The sequence below is a fragment of the Rhizobium sp. ZX09 genome (genome assembly GCF_017357485.1).
GTDB lineage: Bacteria > Pseudomonadota > Alphaproteobacteria > Rhizobiales > Rhizobiaceae > Agrobacterium > Agrobacterium pusense.
On sequence record NZ_CP031364.1, the window covers coordinates 1,470,182 to 1,488,669 of the forward strand.

Here is an 18,488-nt window from a genome sequence, read left to right on the forward strand (position 1 = left end):
AAACCATGACCAAAAGAATGAAGAAGCTGGCGCTGGGTACCGCGACCGCCGTTTTGATGACGATGAGCGCCGTTGCCCCTGCCATGGCCGATACCGTCCTGAAATTCATTTCCTGGCAAACGGATGACGCGGGAACGGGTGAATGGTGGCGTTCGGCAATCGCCGCCTTCGAGAAGCAGCATCCCGGCGTGAAGATCGAGTTCACCAAGGCGGAACGCAGCTCCTACGCGGATACGATGACCACGCTTTTCGCTGCCAACCAGCCGCCGCAGATCGTGCATCTCGCATCCTTCGAGTTCCAGATGTTCGCCGACAGCGGCTGGCTGGAGCCGCTCGACCCGTGGCTTAAGAAGGACGGCATCGACATGACCGGCTGGGCCGGTCAGCAGAAATGCGAATGGAACGGTGAGACCGTGTGTATCATGACGAACTACTTCGGCTTCGTCATGGCTTATAACAAGAAGATCCTGGATGAGGCGGGCGTCGCGGTTCCGAAGACCTATGACGAGTTTCTGGCGGCCGCAAAAGCCACCACCAAGGATTTGAACGGTGACGGTATCATCGACCAGTTCGGGACCGGCCACGAGACCAAGGGCGGTCCCGGGCAATATCTGACGGAGATGCTGAACTACATCCTCGACGCCGGCGCCTACTGGACCGACAAGGACGGCAATATCACCATCGATACGCCGCAGATGGTGGAGGGTCTTTCTCGCTGGAAAACCGTGATGAAGAGCGGTATCAGCCCGGTCGACATGAGCGCCAGCGACGTGCGCAAGCTTTTTGCCGATGGCAAGATGGCGATGCGTCTCGACGGGCCTTGGCTTTACGGCACCACCGAGAAGGGTTCAGCCAAGGCTGACATCGTTTACGCGGCACCCCCGCTTCATCCGCCGCTGGGTGGATCGTCCAACGTGCTCGCCATGCCGGCCGATATTCCCGATGACCAGAAGGCGCTCGTCTGGGATTTCATCAAGCTGACGATGTCGCCGGAGTTCCAGCGCAGTTATGCCACCCTTGGCGGCAACACCCCGCCAAGCCCCAAGGCCGACGTGTCGGGTGTCGAAAAGACCATCCCGCATTTTCCGGTACTGATCGAGACGATGAAGGCCGCATCCGAGGCGGGTATCGACCGCATTCCGACCGGACTTGAGCTCTTCTACAATGAATTCAGCAAGATGGTGATGGAAGAAAGCCAGCGGATGATCATTCAGGACCTCGATCCCGCGGAGGTGGCAAAGACGATGCAGGCGAAGGCCGAGGCCATCAAGGGCTGATCCCGTTTTGCCATGGCCCGCCTGGCGGGCCGTGGTTACCATCCGCATCCGGCAGGAGGACCATCCATGACCGCACCCGCTCGGGCCGGGCGCCGCAAGTTCTTTGATCTTGCGCGTCCCAGCCGGCAACATCTCCTCGGCTATATTCTGATCGCACCCGCGGTCCTGATGGTTGCCGCCATCATCGTCTGGCCGCTTGTGCTGGCCATCGACCTGTCTTTCCAGCAGGTCAAGATACCGCGGCTCGGTGGCGCAAGCCGGCCGTTTTCACTCAGCAATTACACCTGGCTTTTCTCATCGCCGGAATTCTGGCTCGCCTGCTGGGTGACGCTGAAGCTGGTTGTCGTCGTCACCGCGGGCAGCGTGGCCGTTGGCCTCAGCACAGCGCTTCTGGCCAATAACCGCTTCAAGGGCCGAACCGTTGCGCGGCTGGGAATGGCGCTGCCCTGGGCAGTGCCGGAAATCATCGCGGTCGTCATCTTCGCATGGATGTTCGATACGTCCTTCGGGCTGTTCGGATGGCTGGCGATAAAGCTCGGTTTCACCGACCAGATGATCCCGTGGGTGAGCAGTTCGACAGCCGCCTTCTGGGCTGTCGCTATCACCATGGTCTGGAAGGGTTTTCCTTTCGTGTCGATCATGTGCCTCGCTGGTCTGCAATCCATTCCGGCCGATTATTATGCGGCCGCCAAGGTGGATGGCGCGAGCGTCTGGCAGCGCTTCCGCTGGATCACCATGCCGCTTTTGATGCCGGTGCTGGGCGTGACGCTGGTGCTGACGCTTCTGTGGGTGTTCCGCGACTTTTCCATCATCAAGGTTCTGACCGGTGGCGGACCGCTGAGGTCGACCCAGACCCTGTCGATCATGACCTATGACCAGGCCTTCCAGTATCACAATTTCGGTCGCGCCGCCGCCGTCGGCGTGCTGACACTGGTGATCTGTATCGTCGCGAGCCTTCTGATGCTCGGCCGGCGTTCGAAATCGATCTATTGAGGAGGCTTTGATGAAACGGACATTTTTACAGAGCCTTGCCCTTTACGCGACTGTCATCTTCACGCTGGTGATGATCCTGTTCCCGGTCTACTGGCTTCTGGTCACGGCGCTCTCCACCACCGATGAACTGTACCGCCTGCCGCCGACCTTCTGGCCGGATGATGCGCAATGGGACATTTTCGCCAGGGTCTGGGCGGCGAAGCCGATCCTGCTATGGCTGTGGAACTCGATGCTTGCGGCCGTCGGCTCGGTGGCGCTGTCGATGCTCGTCTCCGTCAGCGCCGGTTATGCGCTGTCGCGTTATTCCATGCGGGGCGGCGCGACCATGGGTCTCTTCGTCCTGACAGCGAAGATGCTTCCTGCAACGCTGCTCGTCATTCCGCTGTTTTCGATCTTTTCCAGCTTCGGTCTGATCGGCAGCCTCTGGACACTGGTGCTGGCGCATTCGACCATGATCATTCCTTTCGCCACATGGATGCTGAAAGGCTATTTCGACACCATTCCGAAGGAACTGGAGCAGGCCGCGATGGTCGACGGTTGTTCGCCGATCGGTGCAATGGTCCGGGTCGTGCTTCCGATCGCCACACCCGGTCTTGCTGCCACGGCACTTTATGCCTTCGTGCTCAGCTGGGCGGATTACGCCTATGCCCGCACCTTCCTCGTCAACTCGCCGGACAACTGGACGGCCAATCTCGGCATCACTACGATGCAGGGCGAATACGTCACCTACTGGAACGACATTTCCGCTGCATCCGTGTTCATCGCGCTGCCGATCATCGCAATCTATCTGTTTCTGGAACGTTATTTGGTCGGCGGACTCACCGCTGGCGCGGAGAAGTAAGCATGGCCAATATTTCCATTCGCAATGTCAGCAAGTCCTATGGCGCCCTCAACGTGCTCAGGCCCTTTTCGCTCGAGATCGAAAACGGCGAGTTCGTGGTGCTGGTCGGGCCTTCCGGCTGCGGCAAGTCGACGATGCTGAAAATCCTTGCGGGCCTTGAACCGGCAAGCGAAGGGCAGATCTTCATCGGCGAAAACGAAGTCACGGATCTGGCGCCGGGTGACCGCGACATCGCCATGGTGTTTCAGAATTACGCGCTTTATCCGCACCTGACGGTCCGGCAGAACATCGGCTTCGGCCTGAAGATGCGCGGCACGGACAAGACGGAGATTGATCGCCGGGTGGATGACGCGGCGCGCATTCTTGAGGTAACGCCCTATCTCGATCGCAAGCCAAAGGATCTTTCGGGCGGACAGCGGCAGCGCGTGGCGCTCGGCCGAGCCATCGTGCGTCAGCCGCAGGCCTTTCTGATGGACGAACCGCTGTCCAACCTCGATGCCAAGCTGCGCGTCCACATGCGTGCCGAAATCGGCGCCCTGCACAAGCGTATCGGTGTCACCACCGTTTATGTGACGCATGACCAGGTGGAAGCCATGACCATGGCGGACCGGGTGGTTATCATGCAGGGCGGCATTATCCAGCAGATCGCGGCGCCCGATGAGCTTTTCAACAATCCGGCCAACCTCTTTGTCGCCGGTTTTATCGGATCGCCCGGCATGAATTTCCTCAACGCGGAACTGCGTGACGGCGCGCTGACTGTTTTCGGCCAGAGGGTAAACCTGCCGGCGGCATCTGCCAGGCAGGGTAGCGTGATCGTGGGCTTGCGGCCAGAGCATCTCGTTCTGGGCGATGGGCCGGTGACCTTCAGCGTTCGTCCGACGCTGGTGGAAAGTCTGGGATCGGAAAAATACGTCTATTTCGATGCGGAAGGCGCAAGGGTCGCAGATGGCGAGGAGGGCAGATCCAAGGGGCTGATCGCCCGCGTCTCGCATAGCGGCAACCTTCGGGCTGACGAAGCGCTTCAGCTCGGCTTTGATCCGGCACAGCTTTATCTCTTCGACGCAAAGACCGGAGCACGGCTATGATCCTCGTCACCGGATCGGCAGGCCGTGTGGGTCGTGCTGTCGCCGCTGCCTTGCGCATGGACGCTCGGGCGGTCCGCGGCTTTGACCTTCGTCCGTCGGGTACGGGTGGTGAGGAGGTCGTCGGATCGCTGGAGGACGGGCAGGCGCTGTCCAAAGCCATGGAAGGTGTGAGCGCCGTTCTGCATCTCGGGGCCTTTATGTCATGGGCGCCGGAGGGCCGGGACCGCATGTTTGCGGTCAATGTCGAAGGCACGCGCCGTCTTCTGGATGCGGCCGCAGCCGCAGGCGTGCAGCGGTTCGTCTTCGCCTCGTCAGGAGAAGTCTATCCGGAAAATCGCCCCGAATTCCTGCCGGTCACCGAGGATCATCCGCTTCGCCCCAATTCGCCCTATGGCCTGACCAAGCTTCTGGGCGAGGAACTGGTTCGCTTTCACCAGCGGACTGGCAGCATGGAAACCGTGATCCTGCGCTTTTCTCATACGCAGGATGCGGCTGAGCTGCTGGATGAAGACAGCTTCTTCTCCGGCCCGCGTTTTTTCCTGCGGCCGCGCATTCGACAGCAGCGGAATTTCGGGAACGTTGCGATTGCCGAACTGCTACAGTCCCGGGATATCGGCGAAGCGTCGCATATATTGGCGCGCAATGAAAACGGCCGGCCATACCGCATGCACATAACCGATACACGCGATATGGTGGCGGGGATCCTGCTCGCCCTCGATCACCCTGATGCGGCGGGCTGCATCTTCAATCTCGGCGCGGATGAGCCGTCCGATTTCGCCGAGCTTCTGCCGAAAATTGCCGCGGTGACCGGCCTCCCCATCGTGACTGTCGATTTTCCCGGCGACGGCGTTTATTACCATACGTCCAACGCGCGGATCAAAAACACCCTGGGGTTTGAGGCACAATGGACGATGGACCGGATGCTGGAAGAGGCGGCCGCCGCAAGGCGGCAGCGTCTCGCGAAGGAGACGCGATGAAACCCGAGACACCGGGCGGCACCGCTGCGCTGGCGAAGGGGTTGACCCTTCTCGACATGGTGGCCGATGCGCCGGAGCCGCCGCGTTTTGCGGAACTGTTGCGCGCATCCGGCCTGCCCAAGCCGACTTTTGCCCGCATCCTGCGCACCCTCATAGCCTATGGGCTCGTCCGTCAGGATGAGGCGCGTGGAACCTATGTTCTGGGCCAGCGCTTTCTCGAAATGTCCCACAAAGTCTGGGAGAGCTTCGATCTGGTATCGGCCGCGACACCCGAACTCGAGAGGTTGGCTGCCGAACTGGGCGAGACCGTAGCGCTCTGCCGGCTGGACGGCATCATGACGCAATATCTCGCGGAACGTTCTCCAAACGGTCTCTCCGTGCGGGTAGAAGTGGGACGCCGGGTTCCTTTGCATTGTACCGCGCCGGGCAAGGCGCTGCTTGCCTTTCAAGACCCTGCTGTCGGCCGTTCCCTGCTCGATCGGCTGACGCTCGATGTGCAGACGCCGCGGACGATTACCACGCTCGATGCACTTCAGGCCGATCTGACGCTGACGCGGGCGAGGGGTTACTCGATCTCCTATGAAGAGCACCTGCCAGGGGTGAATTCCGTTGCCGCACCCGTCATGGGCCGTGACAATACGCCGATGGGTGTGCTTGTCGCGCTCGGGCCGTCGTCGCGGCTCGATGCGTCCAACATTCATCCTGCCGGGCGTGAACTGATTGCCGCTGCACGCCGGATTACCGGCGCCGCCGGGGCTGTCGCCATCAGCTCGCGGCCACGACCGCGTTCGGCAACAGGACGCCCCAGCGCCGAACTCAGCTGCATTCTTCCCTGGGGGGCGCAGCTTGGGGAAAGCCCGGTCTGGCATGAAGGCGAAAACGCGCTCTACTGGGTGGATATTCTGCACCCCGCCGTCCATCGTTTCGATCCCGCCACCGGCCGTAACGAAACCTGCGAGACAGGTAAGCTGGTCAGTGCCGTCATTCCAGTCTCCGGAGGGCGATTGCTGGTGGCGTCGCAGGATGGCGTCGAATGGCTGGACTTCACTTCGGGCCGGCTGACACCCTTCGTCAGCCCGGAGGCTGGCATTGGCGATAACCGCTTGAACGATGCCAAATGCGGGCCGGACGGCGCCATCTGGGTCGGGTCGATGCGCATCGATGCCTCCAAGCCCACCGGCGCGCTTTATCGGATCAATGCCGATGGGGCATTCGAACGCAAGGAAGGCGGCATCGTCGTCTCCAACGGTCTCGGCTGGAGCCCCGATGGCAGGACCTTCTATTTCGTCGATACGGTGCCCGGCCTTATCCATGCCTATGATTGTGATCCGACGACGGGCGCCCTGTCGCAGCGCCGCGAATTTGCCCGTATTCCCGTGGCCGACGGCCGTCCGGACGGCCTCGCCGTGGATGCGGAAGGCGGGGTGTGGTGTGCGATCTGGGACGGCTGGTGCGTGCGCCGCTATCTTCCGAACGGCAAGCTGGATCAGGTGATCGAGATGCCGGTGCCGCGCCCGTCGAGTGTGGCCTTCGGCGGGCCGGACCTGTCGACGCTCTTCGTCACCAGTGCCCGCACGCGCCTGCCGGCATCCACGCTCGCCGACGCCCCGCTGTCTGGTGGCCTGTTCTCCTGCCGCCCCGGAATTGCCGGCGCGCGCATTTCACTGTTCGAAGGATAAATTATGCGTCTTGAAAGCGTCTTTGGTTTGAAAGGCCGCACGGCGCTCGTCACCGGTTCCAGCCGCGGCATAGGGGCAGCCATAGCGGAAGGGCTGGCGGGGGCCGGCGCGCATGTCATCCTGCATGGCGTGAAGCCGGGTGCGACAACCGCCGTGCGGCAACGCATCGCGGACGGCGGTGGCTTGGCCCAAGAGCTGGCCGGTGATCTCTCCGAACCGGGCGCCGGGCGCGATCTTGTCGAGCGCGCCGAGACGGTCGCACCGGTTGATATTCTCGTCATCAATGCGAGCGCCCAGATCAATGCGGTACTGTCGGAGCTGAAGCCCGATGATCTGGCGTTTCAGCTGGCTGTCAATCTGGGGTCGACAGTGGACATGCTGCAGACGATCCTGCCGCGCATGGCGTCGCGAAAATGGGGAAGGGTGGTTTCCATCGGCTCGGTCAACCAGTTGCGGCCGAAGGGCATCGTCACCGCCTATGCCGCCACCAAGGCTGCGCAGCATAATCTGATCCAGAGTCAGGCGCGCGACTATGCGAAGGACAATGTTCTCCTCAACACTCTAGCGCCCGGTCTGGTCGATACGGATCGCAATGCCCATCGCCGGGACGAAGACCCCGAAGGCTGGGCTGAATATGTCCGGACCCTGAACTGGATGGGACGAGCCGGTCAGCCGGAGGAAATGGTGGGCGCCGCCATCTTCCTGTCTTCGCAGGCCTGCAGCTTTATGACCGGCGAGACTATTTTCCTGACGGGCGGTTACTGACTTCTCCGCATATCCCGCGCGGAGAAGCGTTTTTGAAGCGTCTACTCATGAGAAGCGGTGCGGTCCGTCCGCTTCAGTGTCCACCAGCCCGGATCATTCGGCGGGCTGCGCTGCCGTGGACCCACCCGGATGCCTGCGCTCCGCCGAGAGGCTGCGCTGACCAAGCCCAATGATCGTCACCGTTGAAAGGCCTGCGGCGACCGACACCCAGAAGCCATTGTCCGGGCCGAAATTGTCGATCACCCATCCCGAGACGAAAGCGCCCAGTGCCATGCCGATACCGATACCGGTCATGACCCAGGTCACGCCTTCCGTCAGCATCGATTCCGGCACCCGGCGTTCAATCAGGCCGAAAGCGGTGATGAAAATGGGAGAGATTGCCACACCGCTGAGGAACACGGCAAAGGCAAGCAGGGCGACACTGGATGCCGCGACGAGGAGCGGCAGCGCCGTCAGGGCAAGAACGCTGACAGCGATCAGCAATTGCCGCTGCAGCGGCGTTTTCGGGTTGAGCGCACCAAGAAGCAGGCCGACGACGAAAGAGCCAATGGCATAGACGCCGATGACGAGGCTGGCTGCCTCCGGCTGGCCGAGTTCCTTGGTGATGGCGACGGCGCTCACCTCGGCGGTGGCGAAAGTCGAGCCGACAAAGATCAGCGCGACCGTGATGATCTGTACCGGACGCAGCCATATTGCAGAACGCTGCCGACGGCCGCCCTCGACCGGACGCACTTTGGGTTCTGTGGATCGCTGCAGAAGAAAGGCAAATGTTCCGACCGCCAGAAATGCCGTGCTGATCATCATGCCCGCTTCCGGGAAAAGCGAAACCGCAAGCCCGACGGAAAGCGATGCACCCGCAATGTAGACAAGTTCGTCAGCCGCGGATTCAAAGGCAAAGGCCGTATTCAGTTCCGGCCGGTCCCGAAAGAGTTCCGTCCAGCGGGCCCGCATCATGGCGGGGATGCTTGGCATGGCGGCGGCGAGGAAAGCGGAAAGAAACAGCGTCCACGCCGGCCATCGCTGATTGGTGGCGATGATCAACGCCGCAAAGGCGAGGACGGATAGAATGGTCGCGGGGATGAGAACGCTGCTTTGGCCCCGGCGGTCCACCAGCCGCGAGATTTGCGGCGCGACGGCGGCATTGGTCAGCGCGAAGGTTGCCGATACGGCGCCTGCCAGCCAATATTCGCCATGCGTTTGCGACAACATGGCCACGATGCCGATCGGCGCCATGGCGATGGGGAGGCGGGCAAAGAAACCTGCAGCTGAAAAGCCTTTGGCGCCTGGAACCCGGAAAATTTCTCTGTATGGATTAGACATCGGATGCACCTTGTTTAGGGAGTATCCACCACACACATACGTGGCGTATGTGAATGAAATAATTGCATACGCGGCGTATGTCAACTAATATACGCGACGTATGTGGATGCTGGAGCAAAAATGCGCAAACCTCGCAGTGAAATGATTGCTGAAACGCGGGCAAAGCTGCTGGCTGCCGGACGCAGGGCGTTTGGCAGTATTGGTTATGCTGAGGCCTCCATGGATGATTTTACCGCCGAGGCAGGGCTGACCCGTGGTGCGCTCTATCATCATTTCGGGGACAAAAAGGGTTTGTTGCTGGCGGTGGTGGCCGAGATCGACGCGGAGATGACAAAAAGGCTTTGCGAGATTTCTTCGAGAGCCTCGACGCGTTGGGAAGGGTTTGTCGAGGAGAATGTCGGCTATGTCCGTATGGCGCTTGAACCGGAAATCCAGAGGATCATGTTTCGCGATGGACCGGCCGTACTTGGCGATCCATCCCGCTGGCCAAATGCCAACGGCTGTATTTCCGCTGTTTCGCGCAGTCTCGATGCGCTCAAGCAGGAGGGAACGATCGCCGATATCGATTCCGAGGCGTGTGCCCGTTTCATCAATGCGGCGAGCAGCAGCGCCGCCCAGTGGATTGCCAATTCTGACGATCCGGAAACAACGTCGGAACGGGCCGTAAGGAGTTTCCGGACCTTTCTGGATGGATTGCGCATCAGCAAGGGCTGATCCCCGGGCGCCAGTGCCCCGACACCCGATCCTGCAATGTTATCTCGCCTGCCCGGCATGAATCGGGAAAAGCAGCTGCACCCTTGCGCCCTCACCGGGCTTTGAATGTATGTGGGCTTCGCCACCGCTCTGGCGCACGAAACCATAGACCATGGCAAGTCCCAGGCCTGCGCCTCCATGGTCCCCCCGGGTGGTGAAATAGGGTTCGAAGGCCTTGTCCACGGCCTCCGGCGTCATGCCGATGCCCTCGTCCGAGACGGTTATCGCCAGAGTATCCTTCTCGCAGGCCGCCTCGATTGAAATCAGGCCGCCGTCCGGCATGGCGGCCGCGGCGTTGAGGCAGAGATTGAGGATGGATTGCTCGAAGAGGGCGGGGTCGAGCGGGATGGCGGGAAGATCATCATCGAGATCGAGTGCAATACGGCATTTGGGGCCAACCGCGATCTCGAGAATATCGGCCATGCCGCGCAGGAGATTGGCCACGTTAATGCAGCTTGGATGGATGGGCTGCTGGCTGCCGATGGTCAGCATGCTGCTGGCCAGGGAGCGGCCGCGATCAGCTGCCTTGCGAATGCGGGCAATGTGCCGGTTCTGGCGGTCATTGAAACCGGCCTCTCGCTCCAGAAGGCCGAGGCTGCCGGTGATAATGCCGATCATGTTGCCCACCTCGTGGCTGACCTGGTGGGTCATGCGCATGATGCCGTCCAGCCGCTGGGCCTTGACTGCTTCCGCCTCCTGCCGGTCTAGCGCGGTCACATCGCGGGCAAGCAGCACGATGCCGCCATCCGGCTGGCGCGACATCGATATTTCTATAACCCGCTGGTCGGCAGTTCGATGCCGCACCACGGCGCGCTCCAGCAGGTTCCCATGCCCACCATCGAAGGGCAGCAGCGTCGAATCGATTTCGGGAATGGGCTCGACGAACCGGCGGATCGGCAGCTTTCGGGACGAGCCGGAACGCCCGACAAGTTCGATGATGCGGCGGTTCATGGTGATAGGCCGCCCGGCCGGATCGAACAGCGCTATTCCCTCATTCATGTTGCGGAATGTGGAGCGGATGGTGCGGGCTGCGGCTTCGGCCGTACGCCTGAGGCGAGAGACACGGTCGACGCTGTCGTGGAAGGCGCGAAACGCGTCGAGCAGGCGGATGAGCTCCGTCTCGGGACCCGTATAGGAGGGCGGCCCGACATCCGTTTCCCCCTTGGCGAGGGCATTCATGCCGTTGGAGAGCGTCACGATCCCGCGCGAGACACGCATTACCGACCGGATCGAAAAGATCGCCACGATGAGAACCAACAGCGAGGCAACGGCGACAATGATCAGCAGCCGGTTGAGAGCATCGGAGGTGGAGATAAGATCTTCGTTCAGACTGCGCGCGACCGCATCGCCCTGCGTTTCGGTCACATGCGAAAGATCGCGCGAGACGGTGTGAAGGCGCGAGACAGAGGCGCGGATCGCGAACATCTCCAGAAGGTAACGGCTCTGGGCCTCGAAAACCCGCTCGTAGGGCTGAAGCTCGGCAATGGGCAGGCGCTCGCCCGGATAACCCTGCTGACGCGCCGTTGTTTCCGCCACATAGCGGCGGCGCAGTTCGCCAAGCTGAAAAAGACTGTCGGACGCGGACGCGGCCTGTACGATGCCGTTCATCCGCCGTCGCAGCTCCGGATCGAGGATACCCTGACCGGTAGCGATTTCGCCAAGCGCGGCTGCCGCCTCCGCCTTGTGGCCCTGCGCGGCATCGGCATCCTTAGCGAGATCGAGTGTCTGCGCTCGGATACGCTGCAGCAGTTCAACGATACGCTCACTCGCAAAGCCGCGTGCTGCCCGCTCGCCGCTGCCCGGCTCTGTCATCTGCAGAAGCAGATCGACCTGCTGGACAACGGAGCGGCTTTCGCTGGAAACGCGATAGGGCGAGGCGGCATTCATCAGGAAAGGTGCACTGGAGACGAGATCGGAGACCTGCCGCGAGACCAGCGAGGCCTTGGCGAGACTGGAGAAGGCCTGCAATCCATAGGCCGCCATTTCATCGCGGGCGCGCTGCAATCCGTAAATCGCGATGGCGGACAGGCTGAAGACGAGGACGCAGGTAAAGACGATCGCAAAGGGCAGGCGAAAGGCGATGGAGGAAAGGAAGGAGCGGCTGATCACGGGTAGGGCTCGCCCTCATCGGTGTGGAGCACGTAACCCTTACCGCGCCGGGTCTTGATATGGCGCGGCAGATCGGGGTTTATCTCGATCTTGCGCCTCAGCCGCAGCACCAGCACGTCGACGTTTCTGTCGATATAACGGTCGCTCTCCGAACCCAGCCTGTCGAGAATCTGGGAACGGCTGACGGGCTGGTTGGGCGTCTCGGCAAGAATTTCCAGGAGCGCGAATTCGGCGCTCGTCAGTGTCCGGCTGCGGTCCGCGAGGCAGACAGCGCGGCGTGCATCAAGATCAATCGCCCAGTCCCCAAGCCGCAGCGCCGCGCGCCCGTGGTCACGCTCGCTGTCCTTCTCCTGTTTTAGCGAGGGAATTGTCCGGCGCAGGACGGCCTTGATCCGCGCCGTGAGCTCGATTGGTTCGAAGGGTTTGACCACGTAGTCGTCGGCGGCGGTTTCCAGGCCGAGCACCCGGTCGGCGGCACTGCCGGCGGCGGTGACCATGACGATGCCGATGTCGATCTGGCTGCGCAGCCGCTGGGCGAAGGTGCGCCCGGACGTGCCAGGCAGATTGTGATCGACGAGGACGAGCTGCATCCTGTCCTTTGCCAGTATCTCGGCGGCCTCCTCTGCGGAGCGCGCACAGGTGGGCAGCCAGCCCTCGGCCTCGACGAGATCCGAGATAAGCTCGGCCATATCCGGATCGTCCTCGACGATCAGAATGCGAACCTTCTGATTAAGCACTGCAACTTCCTCCCGCCACCATCATAGGCATGGTGGCGGCTATCTTCAAAGGCTCGCTGGTTATCTCTCCTGTCATAATTGTAATATCTGTAATCTTGTTCGGCAGTGCGGTGAAAGATTGGTAACCATTCTTCGATTGCGGTGCGGACAGGATGTGACATGCTGTTGATGGAGACTGGAACGGGGAGGTTCCAGGCAGGGAGGCTTAATTGAAAGCATTGACCGCACTTGCGGCGAGCATGGTCCTTTGGCTGTGCGGCGCAGGGCATGGCATGGCCGAACCGAAGTTGAACGTCCTGTGCGGCGTCGATGAGGCCTGGTGCGTGACCATGCAGCGGGCATTCGAAGCCAAGACCGGACTTGAAATTTCGATGGTTCGCAAAAGCACCGGCGAAATTCTCGACCAGATTCGCGCCGAGCGATCCCATCCGACAGTCGACGTGTGGTGGGGCGGCACCGGCGATACACATTTGCAGGCAGGTTCCGAAGACCTGCTGGACGAATATCGGCCCGCCAATCAACAGGATCTGTTGCCCTGGGCGCAGAACTTCAATGCGATGTCCGGGTCGAAATCGGCTGGAATTTATGCTGGCGCGCTCGGTTTTGCCTATAATTCGGAACTGCTTGCCAAAAACAGCTTACCCGCACCCACCTGCTGGAAGGATTTGTCCAAGGACGTCTATCGTGGCCATATCCTGACCGGCAATCCGAACTATTCCGGCACGGCTTTCACTATGCTCGCCACGCTGGTGCAGCTGTTCGGCGAGGAAGAAGCCTTTGGTTTCATGACGAAGCTGAACCTCAATGTCGTGGGTTATACCAAGGTCGGTTCGGCACCCGTCAAGGCGGCGGCGCGGGGTGAGGTTCTTATCGGGATTTCCTTCATGCATGATGCCGTGACCCAGAAGATCGAGGGTTTCCCGCTGGTCATCGTCGCGCCCTGCGAGGGCACCGGCTACGAGATCGGAGCGGTCAGCATCGTCAAGGGCAACCACAATACGGCGCTTGCGCAGACCTTCGTGGAATTTGCGCTGAGCCCTGAAGGACAGGAAACCGGCGCCATAGCCGGCCAGAACCAGGTGCCGTCCAACGCCCGGGCGACATTGCCGCTGACGGCACCTGATATATCGATGATCAAGATGGTGGATTACGACTTTGCCACCTTCGGACAGCCGGAAGAGCGAAGTCGATTATTGAGCCGCTTCGACAGCGAGATTCACCCGAGCCAGACCCAGTAGGGCCAAATACCAAAAATCCCGAAACGACAGCACGCGCGCCACAAGGTGCCGCGACCGGCAGCGCCATGTCTGCACGTGACCCGAAATTCAGACGCAAGCTACAGGAGGATAACCATGCGACTGACGATACTTTCCACTCTGCTTTTTGCCGGTACGGCACTGAGCGCCGTTTCCGCGCAGGCGGCCGGCGAACTGAACCTGATCTGCTCGGCCGATGTCGTCATCTGCGAACAGATGAAGGGCGATTTTGAAAAGTCTCATGACATCAAGGTCAATATGGTGCGCCTGTCTTCGGGCGAGACCTATGCCAAGGTGCGCGCGGAAGCCCGCAACCCGAAAACCGATATCTGGTGGGCCGGCACCGGCGACCCGCACATGCAGGCGGCCTCGGAAAACCTGACGCTCGAATACAAGTCGCCGATGCTGGACCAGTTGCAGGACTGGGCGGTCAAGCAGGCCGAGAGCACGGGTTACCGGACTGTCGGCGTTTATGCCGGTGCGCTGGGCTGGGGTTACAACACCGAGATATTCAAGTCCAAGGGTTACAAGGAGCCAAAGTGCTGGGCCGACCTTATGGCGCCGGAACTCAAGGGCGAAATCCAGATCGCCAATCCGAACTCTTCGGGTACTGCCTATACCGCGCTTGCCTCACTTGTGCAGATCATGGGCGAGGATCAGGCCATCGATTACCTGAAGAAGCTCAACGCCAATATCTCGCAATATACCAAGTCCGGCTCAGCACCGGTCAAGGCGGCGGCGCGCGGCGAGACAGCGCTCGGCATCGTTTTCATGCATGATGCGGTGGCCCAGACCGCAGAAGGTTTCCCGGTCAAATCAATCGCTCCGTGCGAGGGCACGGGTTACGAGATCGGCTCCATGTCGATCATCAAGGGCGCCCGCAACCTCGACAATGCCAAGACCTGGTACGACTGGGCGCTGAAGCCGGAGGTCCAGTCGCGCATGAAGGACGCCAAGTCCTTCCAGCTGCCGTCCAACAAAACGGCGGAAGTGCCGAAAGAGGCACCGAAGTTCGAGGACATCAAGCTCATCGACTACGACTTCAAGACCTATGGCGATCCTGCCAAGCGCAAGGCGCTGCTGGAACGCTGGGATCGCGAAGTTGGCGCGGTCGCCAACTGATCTGAACTCCGGCGATCGGCATCCCGGCTTTTGAAGCCGGGGTGTCCGCCACTCTTTCATCGGCATGAAACAAGCGAGGTCGGCCATGACACGTGGCAATCGCAGGCTGGACATCGTCCTGGCGTTCGGGGCTTTTGCCCTCATTCTTCTTCCCTGGTATCGCATCGAAGGCGGCTTTTACAGCTTCCGCTGGCTGTCCGGGTTTTTCTCCTCCGCCAGCAATGCGCCAGGTGTGTTGCAGATACTGTCTTATGGAAAACCATGGCTGGTGGGGATTGTCATTTTCTTCCTTGCCGCATGCCTCGTCCGGCCGATCCCTGATCCGATGCGCCGGGGCGGTCTACTTGCATTCTTTGGCGCTGCTGGTCTCGTCTTCCTTGCTTTGCAAGGGCTGGCCATCGGCTTTACCGGCTGGACCTGGACAATCAACGAAAATCTCTTCGGCATGCTCGCCGATGGCCAGCCGTCCATGGGGGCGGGGGCCGTCGTCATGTCGTTCGTCTTCGTGCTTCTTTTTGCCTTCGGGCTTGCCGAACGTGGTGTCATGAAGGGCGATGCCTTTGTCGTCGGCGCCATTTCCGTTCTGGTTTTCCTCGTTGCGGTTTTTGTCTTCTATCCGATCGGCAGTATGCTGGTTGCGTCCGTTCAGGATTTCGACGGCTCCTTTAATGCCGATGGATTCATTCGCAATATCAAGGATCCCGGGATATGGAGCCTTGGCTGCGTCGTGGGTGAGGAGCGCTGCGGTGTTGCCTGGCGCACGCTCTTCCTCGCGCTGATGACCGCCTTCGGTTCGACCGTGCTCGGCCTTGGCTTTGCCCTGATTGCCACCCGCACGCGCTTTCCCTTCAAGAAGGGGCTGCGGCTCCTGACGGTGCTGCCAATCATAACGCCGCCTTTCGTTATCGGTCTTGCCCTGACGCTGCTCTTCGGCCGCGCCGGCGTCGTCACCGAATGGCTTTCCTATCTCTTCGGCATTGAGCCAGGTCGCTGGCTTTATGGCATGACCGGCATCTGGATCGCGCAGGTTCTTTCGTTCACGCCCATCTCGTTTCTGGTGCTGATCGGTGTAGTCGAAGGGGTGAGCCCCTCCATGGAGGAAGCCTCTCAGACGCTGCGCGCCGACCGCTGGCGCACTTTCTGGCGGGTTTCCCTGCCGCTGATGAAGCCCGGTCTCGCCAATGCCTTTCTCATCGGCTTCATCGAAAGCATGGCGGATTTCGGCAACCCGCTGGTGCTTGGCGGCACACACGGCGTCCTGTCGACGGAAATCTTCTTTGCTGTCGTTGGTTCGCAGAACGATCCGTCGCGCGCCGCGGTTCTGGCGATCATCCTGCTGTGTTTCACGCTTTCGGCGTTCCTTGCCCAACGCTTCTGGCTGGCAGGCAAGAATTTCGCCACGGTGACGGGAAAGGGCGACAGCGGCGCGCATATCGCGCTTCCGCGTGGCCTGTCCATCGGCGTTCATGCCGTTGTCGTGCCGTGGATGATCTTCACAATCGTCGTTTATGGCATGATCCTTGTGGGCGGTTTCGTGAAGACCTGGGGTCTCGACAATTCCCTCACCTTCGACCATTACCTCCGCGCATTTTCCGTGAGTTTCTCCAACGGCTCCATCGCGTGGACCGGCGTTGCCTGGAACTCGTTCTGGACGACCATGAAGATCGCGCTGATTTCCGCTCCGCTCACCGCCGCAGTCGGTCTTTTGACGGCCTATATCATCGTGCGGCAGAAATTTGCCGGGCGGAACCTGTTTGAATTTGCGCTGATGATGAGCTTTGCCATTCCCGGCACAGTCATCGGCGTCAGCTACATAATGGCCTTCAACCTGCCGCCGGTGGAAATGACCGGCTCGGCGCTGATCCTGATCGCCTGCTTTGTGTTTCGCAACATGCCGGTCGGTGTGCGCGGCGGAATCGCGGCGATGAGCCAACTCGACAAGAGCCTCGACGAGGCCTCGCTGACGCTGCGGGCCAACAGTTTCCGCACCATTCGCAAGGTCATCCTGCCGCTCCTGAGGCCCGCGATCACGGCCGCACTGGTCTATTCCTTCGTGCGCGCCATCACCTCCATCAGCGCCGTCATCTTCCTCGTCAGCGCCGAATACAACATGGCGACGTCCTACATCGTCGGCCTCGTCGAAAACGGCGAATATGGGGTTGCGATTGCCTATTCCTCCATGCTGATCGTGGTGATGATCACCGTCATTGCCGGCTTCCAGTTCCTCGTTGGCGAGCGTCGGCTGCGGCGCGAAAACCGCGTCGCTGGCCTACCATCCGCTTCCCCCGTTCCTCTTGCCCAGGAGAAAACCGCATGATTTCCGTTAAGCCCGGCTCCGTTACCTTCAAGAATGTCCGCAAGACCTTCGGTGCTTTCACCGCCATACCGGACCTGTCGCTCACCATCGAACCAGGCACTCTGGTAACCCTGCTCGGCCCATCCGGCTGCGGCAAGACGACGACGTTGCGCATGCTGGCGGGCCTCGAACACCCGACGTCCGGCCGCATTCTCATCGGCGATCAGGATGTCACGATGCTGCCAGCCAACGAGCGCGATGTCTCGATGGTCTTCCAGTCGTATGCGCTGTTCCCGCACATGACGGCGCTCGACAATGTTGCCTATGGCCTGCAATCCTCCGGGCTACGCAAGGCGGAAGCGCGGGAAAAGGCGGAAGAGGGGTTGAAGCTTGTCGGCCTTGCCAGCATGGGGCATCGCCTGCCTGCCGAACTTTCCGGTGGGCAGCAGCAGCGTGTCGCGGTTGCCCGTGCTCTGGTGCTGGAGCCGCAGGTGCTGCTGCTGGACGAACCTCTTTCGAACCTCGATGCCCGCCTTCGCCGCCGGGTCCGCACCGAAATCCGTGAATTGCAGCAAAGACTTGGTTTCACTGCGGTTTACGTGACGCATGATCAGGATGAGGCGCTCGCCGTCTCCGACCGCATCATCGTGATGAAGGATGGAGAGATCGCCCAGTCTGGCGCCCCGCGCGAGCTGTATGAGGCGCCAGCCTCCGCCTTCATTGCCGATTTCATGGGTGAGGCGAATGTCGTGGGCTGCGAAGTGGTAAGGCTGGATGGACCGGACGCAATGGTCCGCGTTGGGGGCATCGATTATCGGCTTTCCGCAGGCAACGCCAAGCTGGGGCCGGCGAAGCTTGCGGTTCGCCCAGGCTCGATTTCAATCGGTCAGCCCGGCGGGCAGGGGGTTGCCGGGCGGGTGCTGCACAGCGCCTATCTGGGCGGCCACGTGGAATACGAGGTGGAAACCGAGATCGGCACGCTTTTCATCATCGATCATATGGCGGAAACCGGCCTGCCGCCGGCAAGCGACGTCACACTCGGCTTCAGGAACCGCGGGATCGCTTTGATCCAGGCCTGATCCCCAGGCAAGCCAGATGCGGTTCCGGCCCGCTTCTGGCTGCCGACGCGCGGTCAGCACGCCGCATTCCAGATCGCCGCCATGCGGGGCGAATAGCTCAGGCAGACGAATCAGTCCTCATGTCCGGCTCCGGAAAGGACACGACATCGCGCCAGTGATGAGAAATTGCAGGCTCCTCGATACAGTTTTTCCTGTGTGA

Annotated in this window: 15 protein-coding genes; 12 read left to right on the forward strand and 3 right to left on the reverse strand. The window is 61.0% G+C overall.

Translation table 11 applies throughout. The features are described from left to right. Window positions 1-5 precede the first annotated feature (5 nt). The 7 genes from BTN45_RS21485 (at window position 6) to BTN45_RS21515 (ending at window position 7,617) form a co-directional block, all read left to right on the forward strand. Window positions 6-1,277 (forward strand): sugar ABC transporter substrate-binding protein, encoded by a 1,272-nt coding sequence (locus BTN45_RS21485; protein WP_077986446.1) that lies wholly within the window; start codon window positions 6-8, stop codon window positions 1,275-1,277. Window positions 1,278-1,343: 66 nt separating this feature from the next. Beyond that, entirely contained in the window at window positions 1,344-2,270 is a 927-nt protein-coding gene (locus BTN45_RS21490) for a sugar ABC transporter permease (RefSeq protein ID WP_006698684.1), read from the forward strand. A 10-nt stretch (window positions 2,271-2,280) separates the two neighbouring features. Continuing rightward, a complete protein-coding gene (locus BTN45_RS21495; protein WP_004438176.1) occupies window positions 2,281-3,111 on the forward strand; it encodes a carbohydrate ABC transporter permease in 831 nt (276 codons plus the stop codon). A 2-nt stretch (window positions 3,112-3,113) separates the two neighbouring features. Next, entirely contained in the window at window positions 3,114-4,196 is a 1,083-nt protein-coding gene (gene ugpC, locus BTN45_RS21500) for a sn-glycerol-3-phosphate ABC transporter ATP-binding protein UgpC (RefSeq protein ID WP_113731627.1), read from the forward strand. Beyond that, on the forward strand, window positions 4,193-5,173 hold the full coding sequence (locus BTN45_RS21505; RefSeq protein WP_207590934.1) for an NAD(P)-dependent oxidoreductase: 981 nt from the start codon (window positions 4,193-4,195) through the stop codon (window positions 5,171-5,173). The genes ugpC and BTN45_RS21505 overlap by 4 nt, the downstream gene beginning before the upstream one ends. Next, window positions 5,101-6,852 carry an SMP-30/gluconolactonase/LRE family protein gene (locus BTN45_RS21510; protein ID WP_207590936.1) on the forward strand — a complete coding sequence of 584 codons (1,752 nt, stop codon included), beginning with the start codon at window positions 5,101-5,103 and terminating at the stop codon, window positions 6,850-6,852. Before BTN45_RS21505 ends, BTN45_RS21510 begins: the two co-directional genes overlap by 73 nt. Before the next feature lie 3 nt (window positions 6,853-6,855). Then, window positions 6,856-7,617 carry an SDR family oxidoreductase gene (locus BTN45_RS21515; RefSeq protein ID WP_006698680.1) on the forward strand — a complete coding sequence of 254 codons (762 nt, stop codon included), beginning with the start codon at window positions 6,856-6,858 and terminating at the stop codon, window positions 7,615-7,617. 93 nt (window positions 7,618-7,710) lie between these two features. Here the strand turns inward: BTN45_RS21515 and BTN45_RS21520 are convergent, their stop codons facing one another. Next, on the reverse strand, window positions 7,711-8,937 hold the full coding sequence (locus BTN45_RS21520) for an MFS transporter (RefSeq protein WP_207590938.1): 1,227 nt from the start codon (window positions 8,935-8,937) through the stop codon (window positions 7,711-7,713). A gap of 120 nt (window positions 8,938-9,057) precedes the next feature. Here BTN45_RS21520 and BTN45_RS21525 point away from each other — a divergent pair, with 120 nt between their 5' ends. Continuing rightward, window positions 9,058-9,651 (forward strand): TetR/AcrR family transcriptional regulator, encoded by a 594-nt coding sequence (locus BTN45_RS21525; RefSeq protein WP_004438189.1) that lies wholly within the window; start codon window positions 9,058-9,060, stop codon window positions 9,649-9,651. Window positions 9,652-9,690: 39 nt separating this feature from the next. Here the strand turns inward: BTN45_RS21525 and BTN45_RS21530 are convergent, their stop codons facing one another. After that, window positions 9,691-11,799, reverse strand: a complete 2,109-nt coding sequence (locus BTN45_RS21530) for an ATP-binding protein (protein ID WP_207590940.1) — start codon at window positions 11,797-11,799, stop codon at window positions 9,691-9,693. Further along, window positions 11,796-12,536, reverse strand: a complete 741-nt coding sequence (locus BTN45_RS21535) for a response regulator transcription factor (RefSeq protein WP_207590949.1) — start codon at window positions 12,534-12,536, stop codon at window positions 11,796-11,798. The genes BTN45_RS21530 and BTN45_RS21535 overlap by 4 nt, the downstream gene beginning before the upstream one ends. A 239-nt stretch (window positions 12,537-12,775) precedes the next feature. On the opposite strand from BTN45_RS21535, the gene BTN45_RS21540 reads away from it, so the two are divergent. From BTN45_RS21540 to BTN45_RS21555, 4 genes are all read left to right on the forward strand, one after another. Continuing rightward, on the forward strand, window positions 12,776-13,774 hold the full coding sequence (locus BTN45_RS21540; RefSeq protein WP_207591715.1) for an ABC transporter substrate-binding protein: 999 nt from the start codon (window positions 12,776-12,778) through the stop codon (window positions 13,772-13,774). Between the two features lie 114 nt (window positions 13,775-13,888). Then, a complete protein-coding gene (locus tag BTN45_RS21545) occupies window positions 13,889-14,914 on the forward strand; it encodes an ABC transporter substrate-binding protein (RefSeq protein WP_207590950.1) in 1,026 nt (341 codons plus the stop codon). 85 nt (window positions 14,915-14,999) lie between these two features. Continuing rightward, window positions 15,000-17,231: an iron ABC transporter permease gene (locus BTN45_RS21550; RefSeq protein WP_207590951.1), complete on the forward strand. Its 2,232-nt coding sequence runs from the start codon at window positions 15,000-15,002 to the stop codon at window positions 17,229-17,231. Then, window positions 17,228-18,289, forward strand: a complete 1,062-nt coding sequence (locus BTN45_RS21555; protein ID WP_207590952.1) for an ABC transporter ATP-binding protein — start codon at window positions 17,228-17,230, stop codon at window positions 18,287-18,289. Before BTN45_RS21550 ends, BTN45_RS21555 begins: the two co-directional genes overlap by 4 nt. Window positions 18,290-18,488: the final 199 nt, after the last annotated feature.

What these genes read in the sequence shown, in the direction of transcription:
- BTN45_RS21485 (WP_077986446.1), top strand. Translation starts at nt 6, where the DNA reads ATGACCAAAAGAATGAAGAAGCTGGCGCTGGGTACCGCGACCGCCGTT.
- BTN45_RS21490 (WP_006698684.1), top strand. Translation starts at nt 1,344, where the DNA reads ATGACCGCACCCGCTCGGGCCGGGCGCCGCAAGTTCTTTGATCTTGCG.
- BTN45_RS21495 (WP_004438176.1), top strand. Translation starts at nt 2,281, where the DNA reads ATGAAACGGACATTTTTACAGAGCCTTGCCCTTTACGCGACTGTCATC.
- ugpC (WP_113731627.1), top strand. Translation starts at nt 3,114, where the DNA reads ATGGCCAATATTTCCATTCGCAATGTCAGCAAGTCCTATGGCGCCCTC.
- BTN45_RS21505 (WP_207590934.1), top strand. Translation starts at nt 4,193, where the DNA reads ATGATCCTCGTCACCGGATCGGCAGGCCGTGTGGGTCGTGCTGTCGCC.
- BTN45_RS21510 (WP_207590936.1), top strand. Translation starts at nt 5,101, where the DNA reads ATGGACGATGGACCGGATGCTGGAAGAGGCGGCCGCCGCAAGGCGGCA.
- BTN45_RS21515 (WP_006698680.1), top strand. Translation starts at nt 6,856, where the DNA reads ATGCGTCTTGAAAGCGTCTTTGGTTTGAAAGGCCGCACGGCGCTCGTC.
- BTN45_RS21520 (WP_207590938.1), bottom strand. Translation starts at nt 8,937, where the DNA reads ATGTCTAATCCATACAGAGAAATTTTCCGGGTTCCAGGCGCCAAAGGC.
- BTN45_RS21525 (WP_004438189.1), top strand. Translation starts at nt 9,058, where the DNA reads ATGCGCAAACCTCGCAGTGAAATGATTGCTGAAACGCGGGCAAAGCTG.
- BTN45_RS21540 (WP_207591715.1), top strand. Translation starts at nt 12,776, where the DNA reads ATGGTCCTTTGGCTGTGCGGCGCAGGGCATGGCATGGCCGAACCGAAG.
- BTN45_RS21545 (WP_207590950.1), top strand. Translation starts at nt 13,889, where the DNA reads ATGCGACTGACGATACTTTCCACTCTGCTTTTTGCCGGTACGGCACTG.
- BTN45_RS21550 (WP_207590951.1), top strand. Translation starts at nt 15,000, where the DNA reads ATGACACGTGGCAATCGCAGGCTGGACATCGTCCTGGCGTTCGGGGCT.
- BTN45_RS21555 (WP_207590952.1), top strand. Translation starts at nt 17,228, where the DNA reads ATGATTTCCGTTAAGCCCGGCTCCGTTACCTTCAAGAATGTCCGCAAG.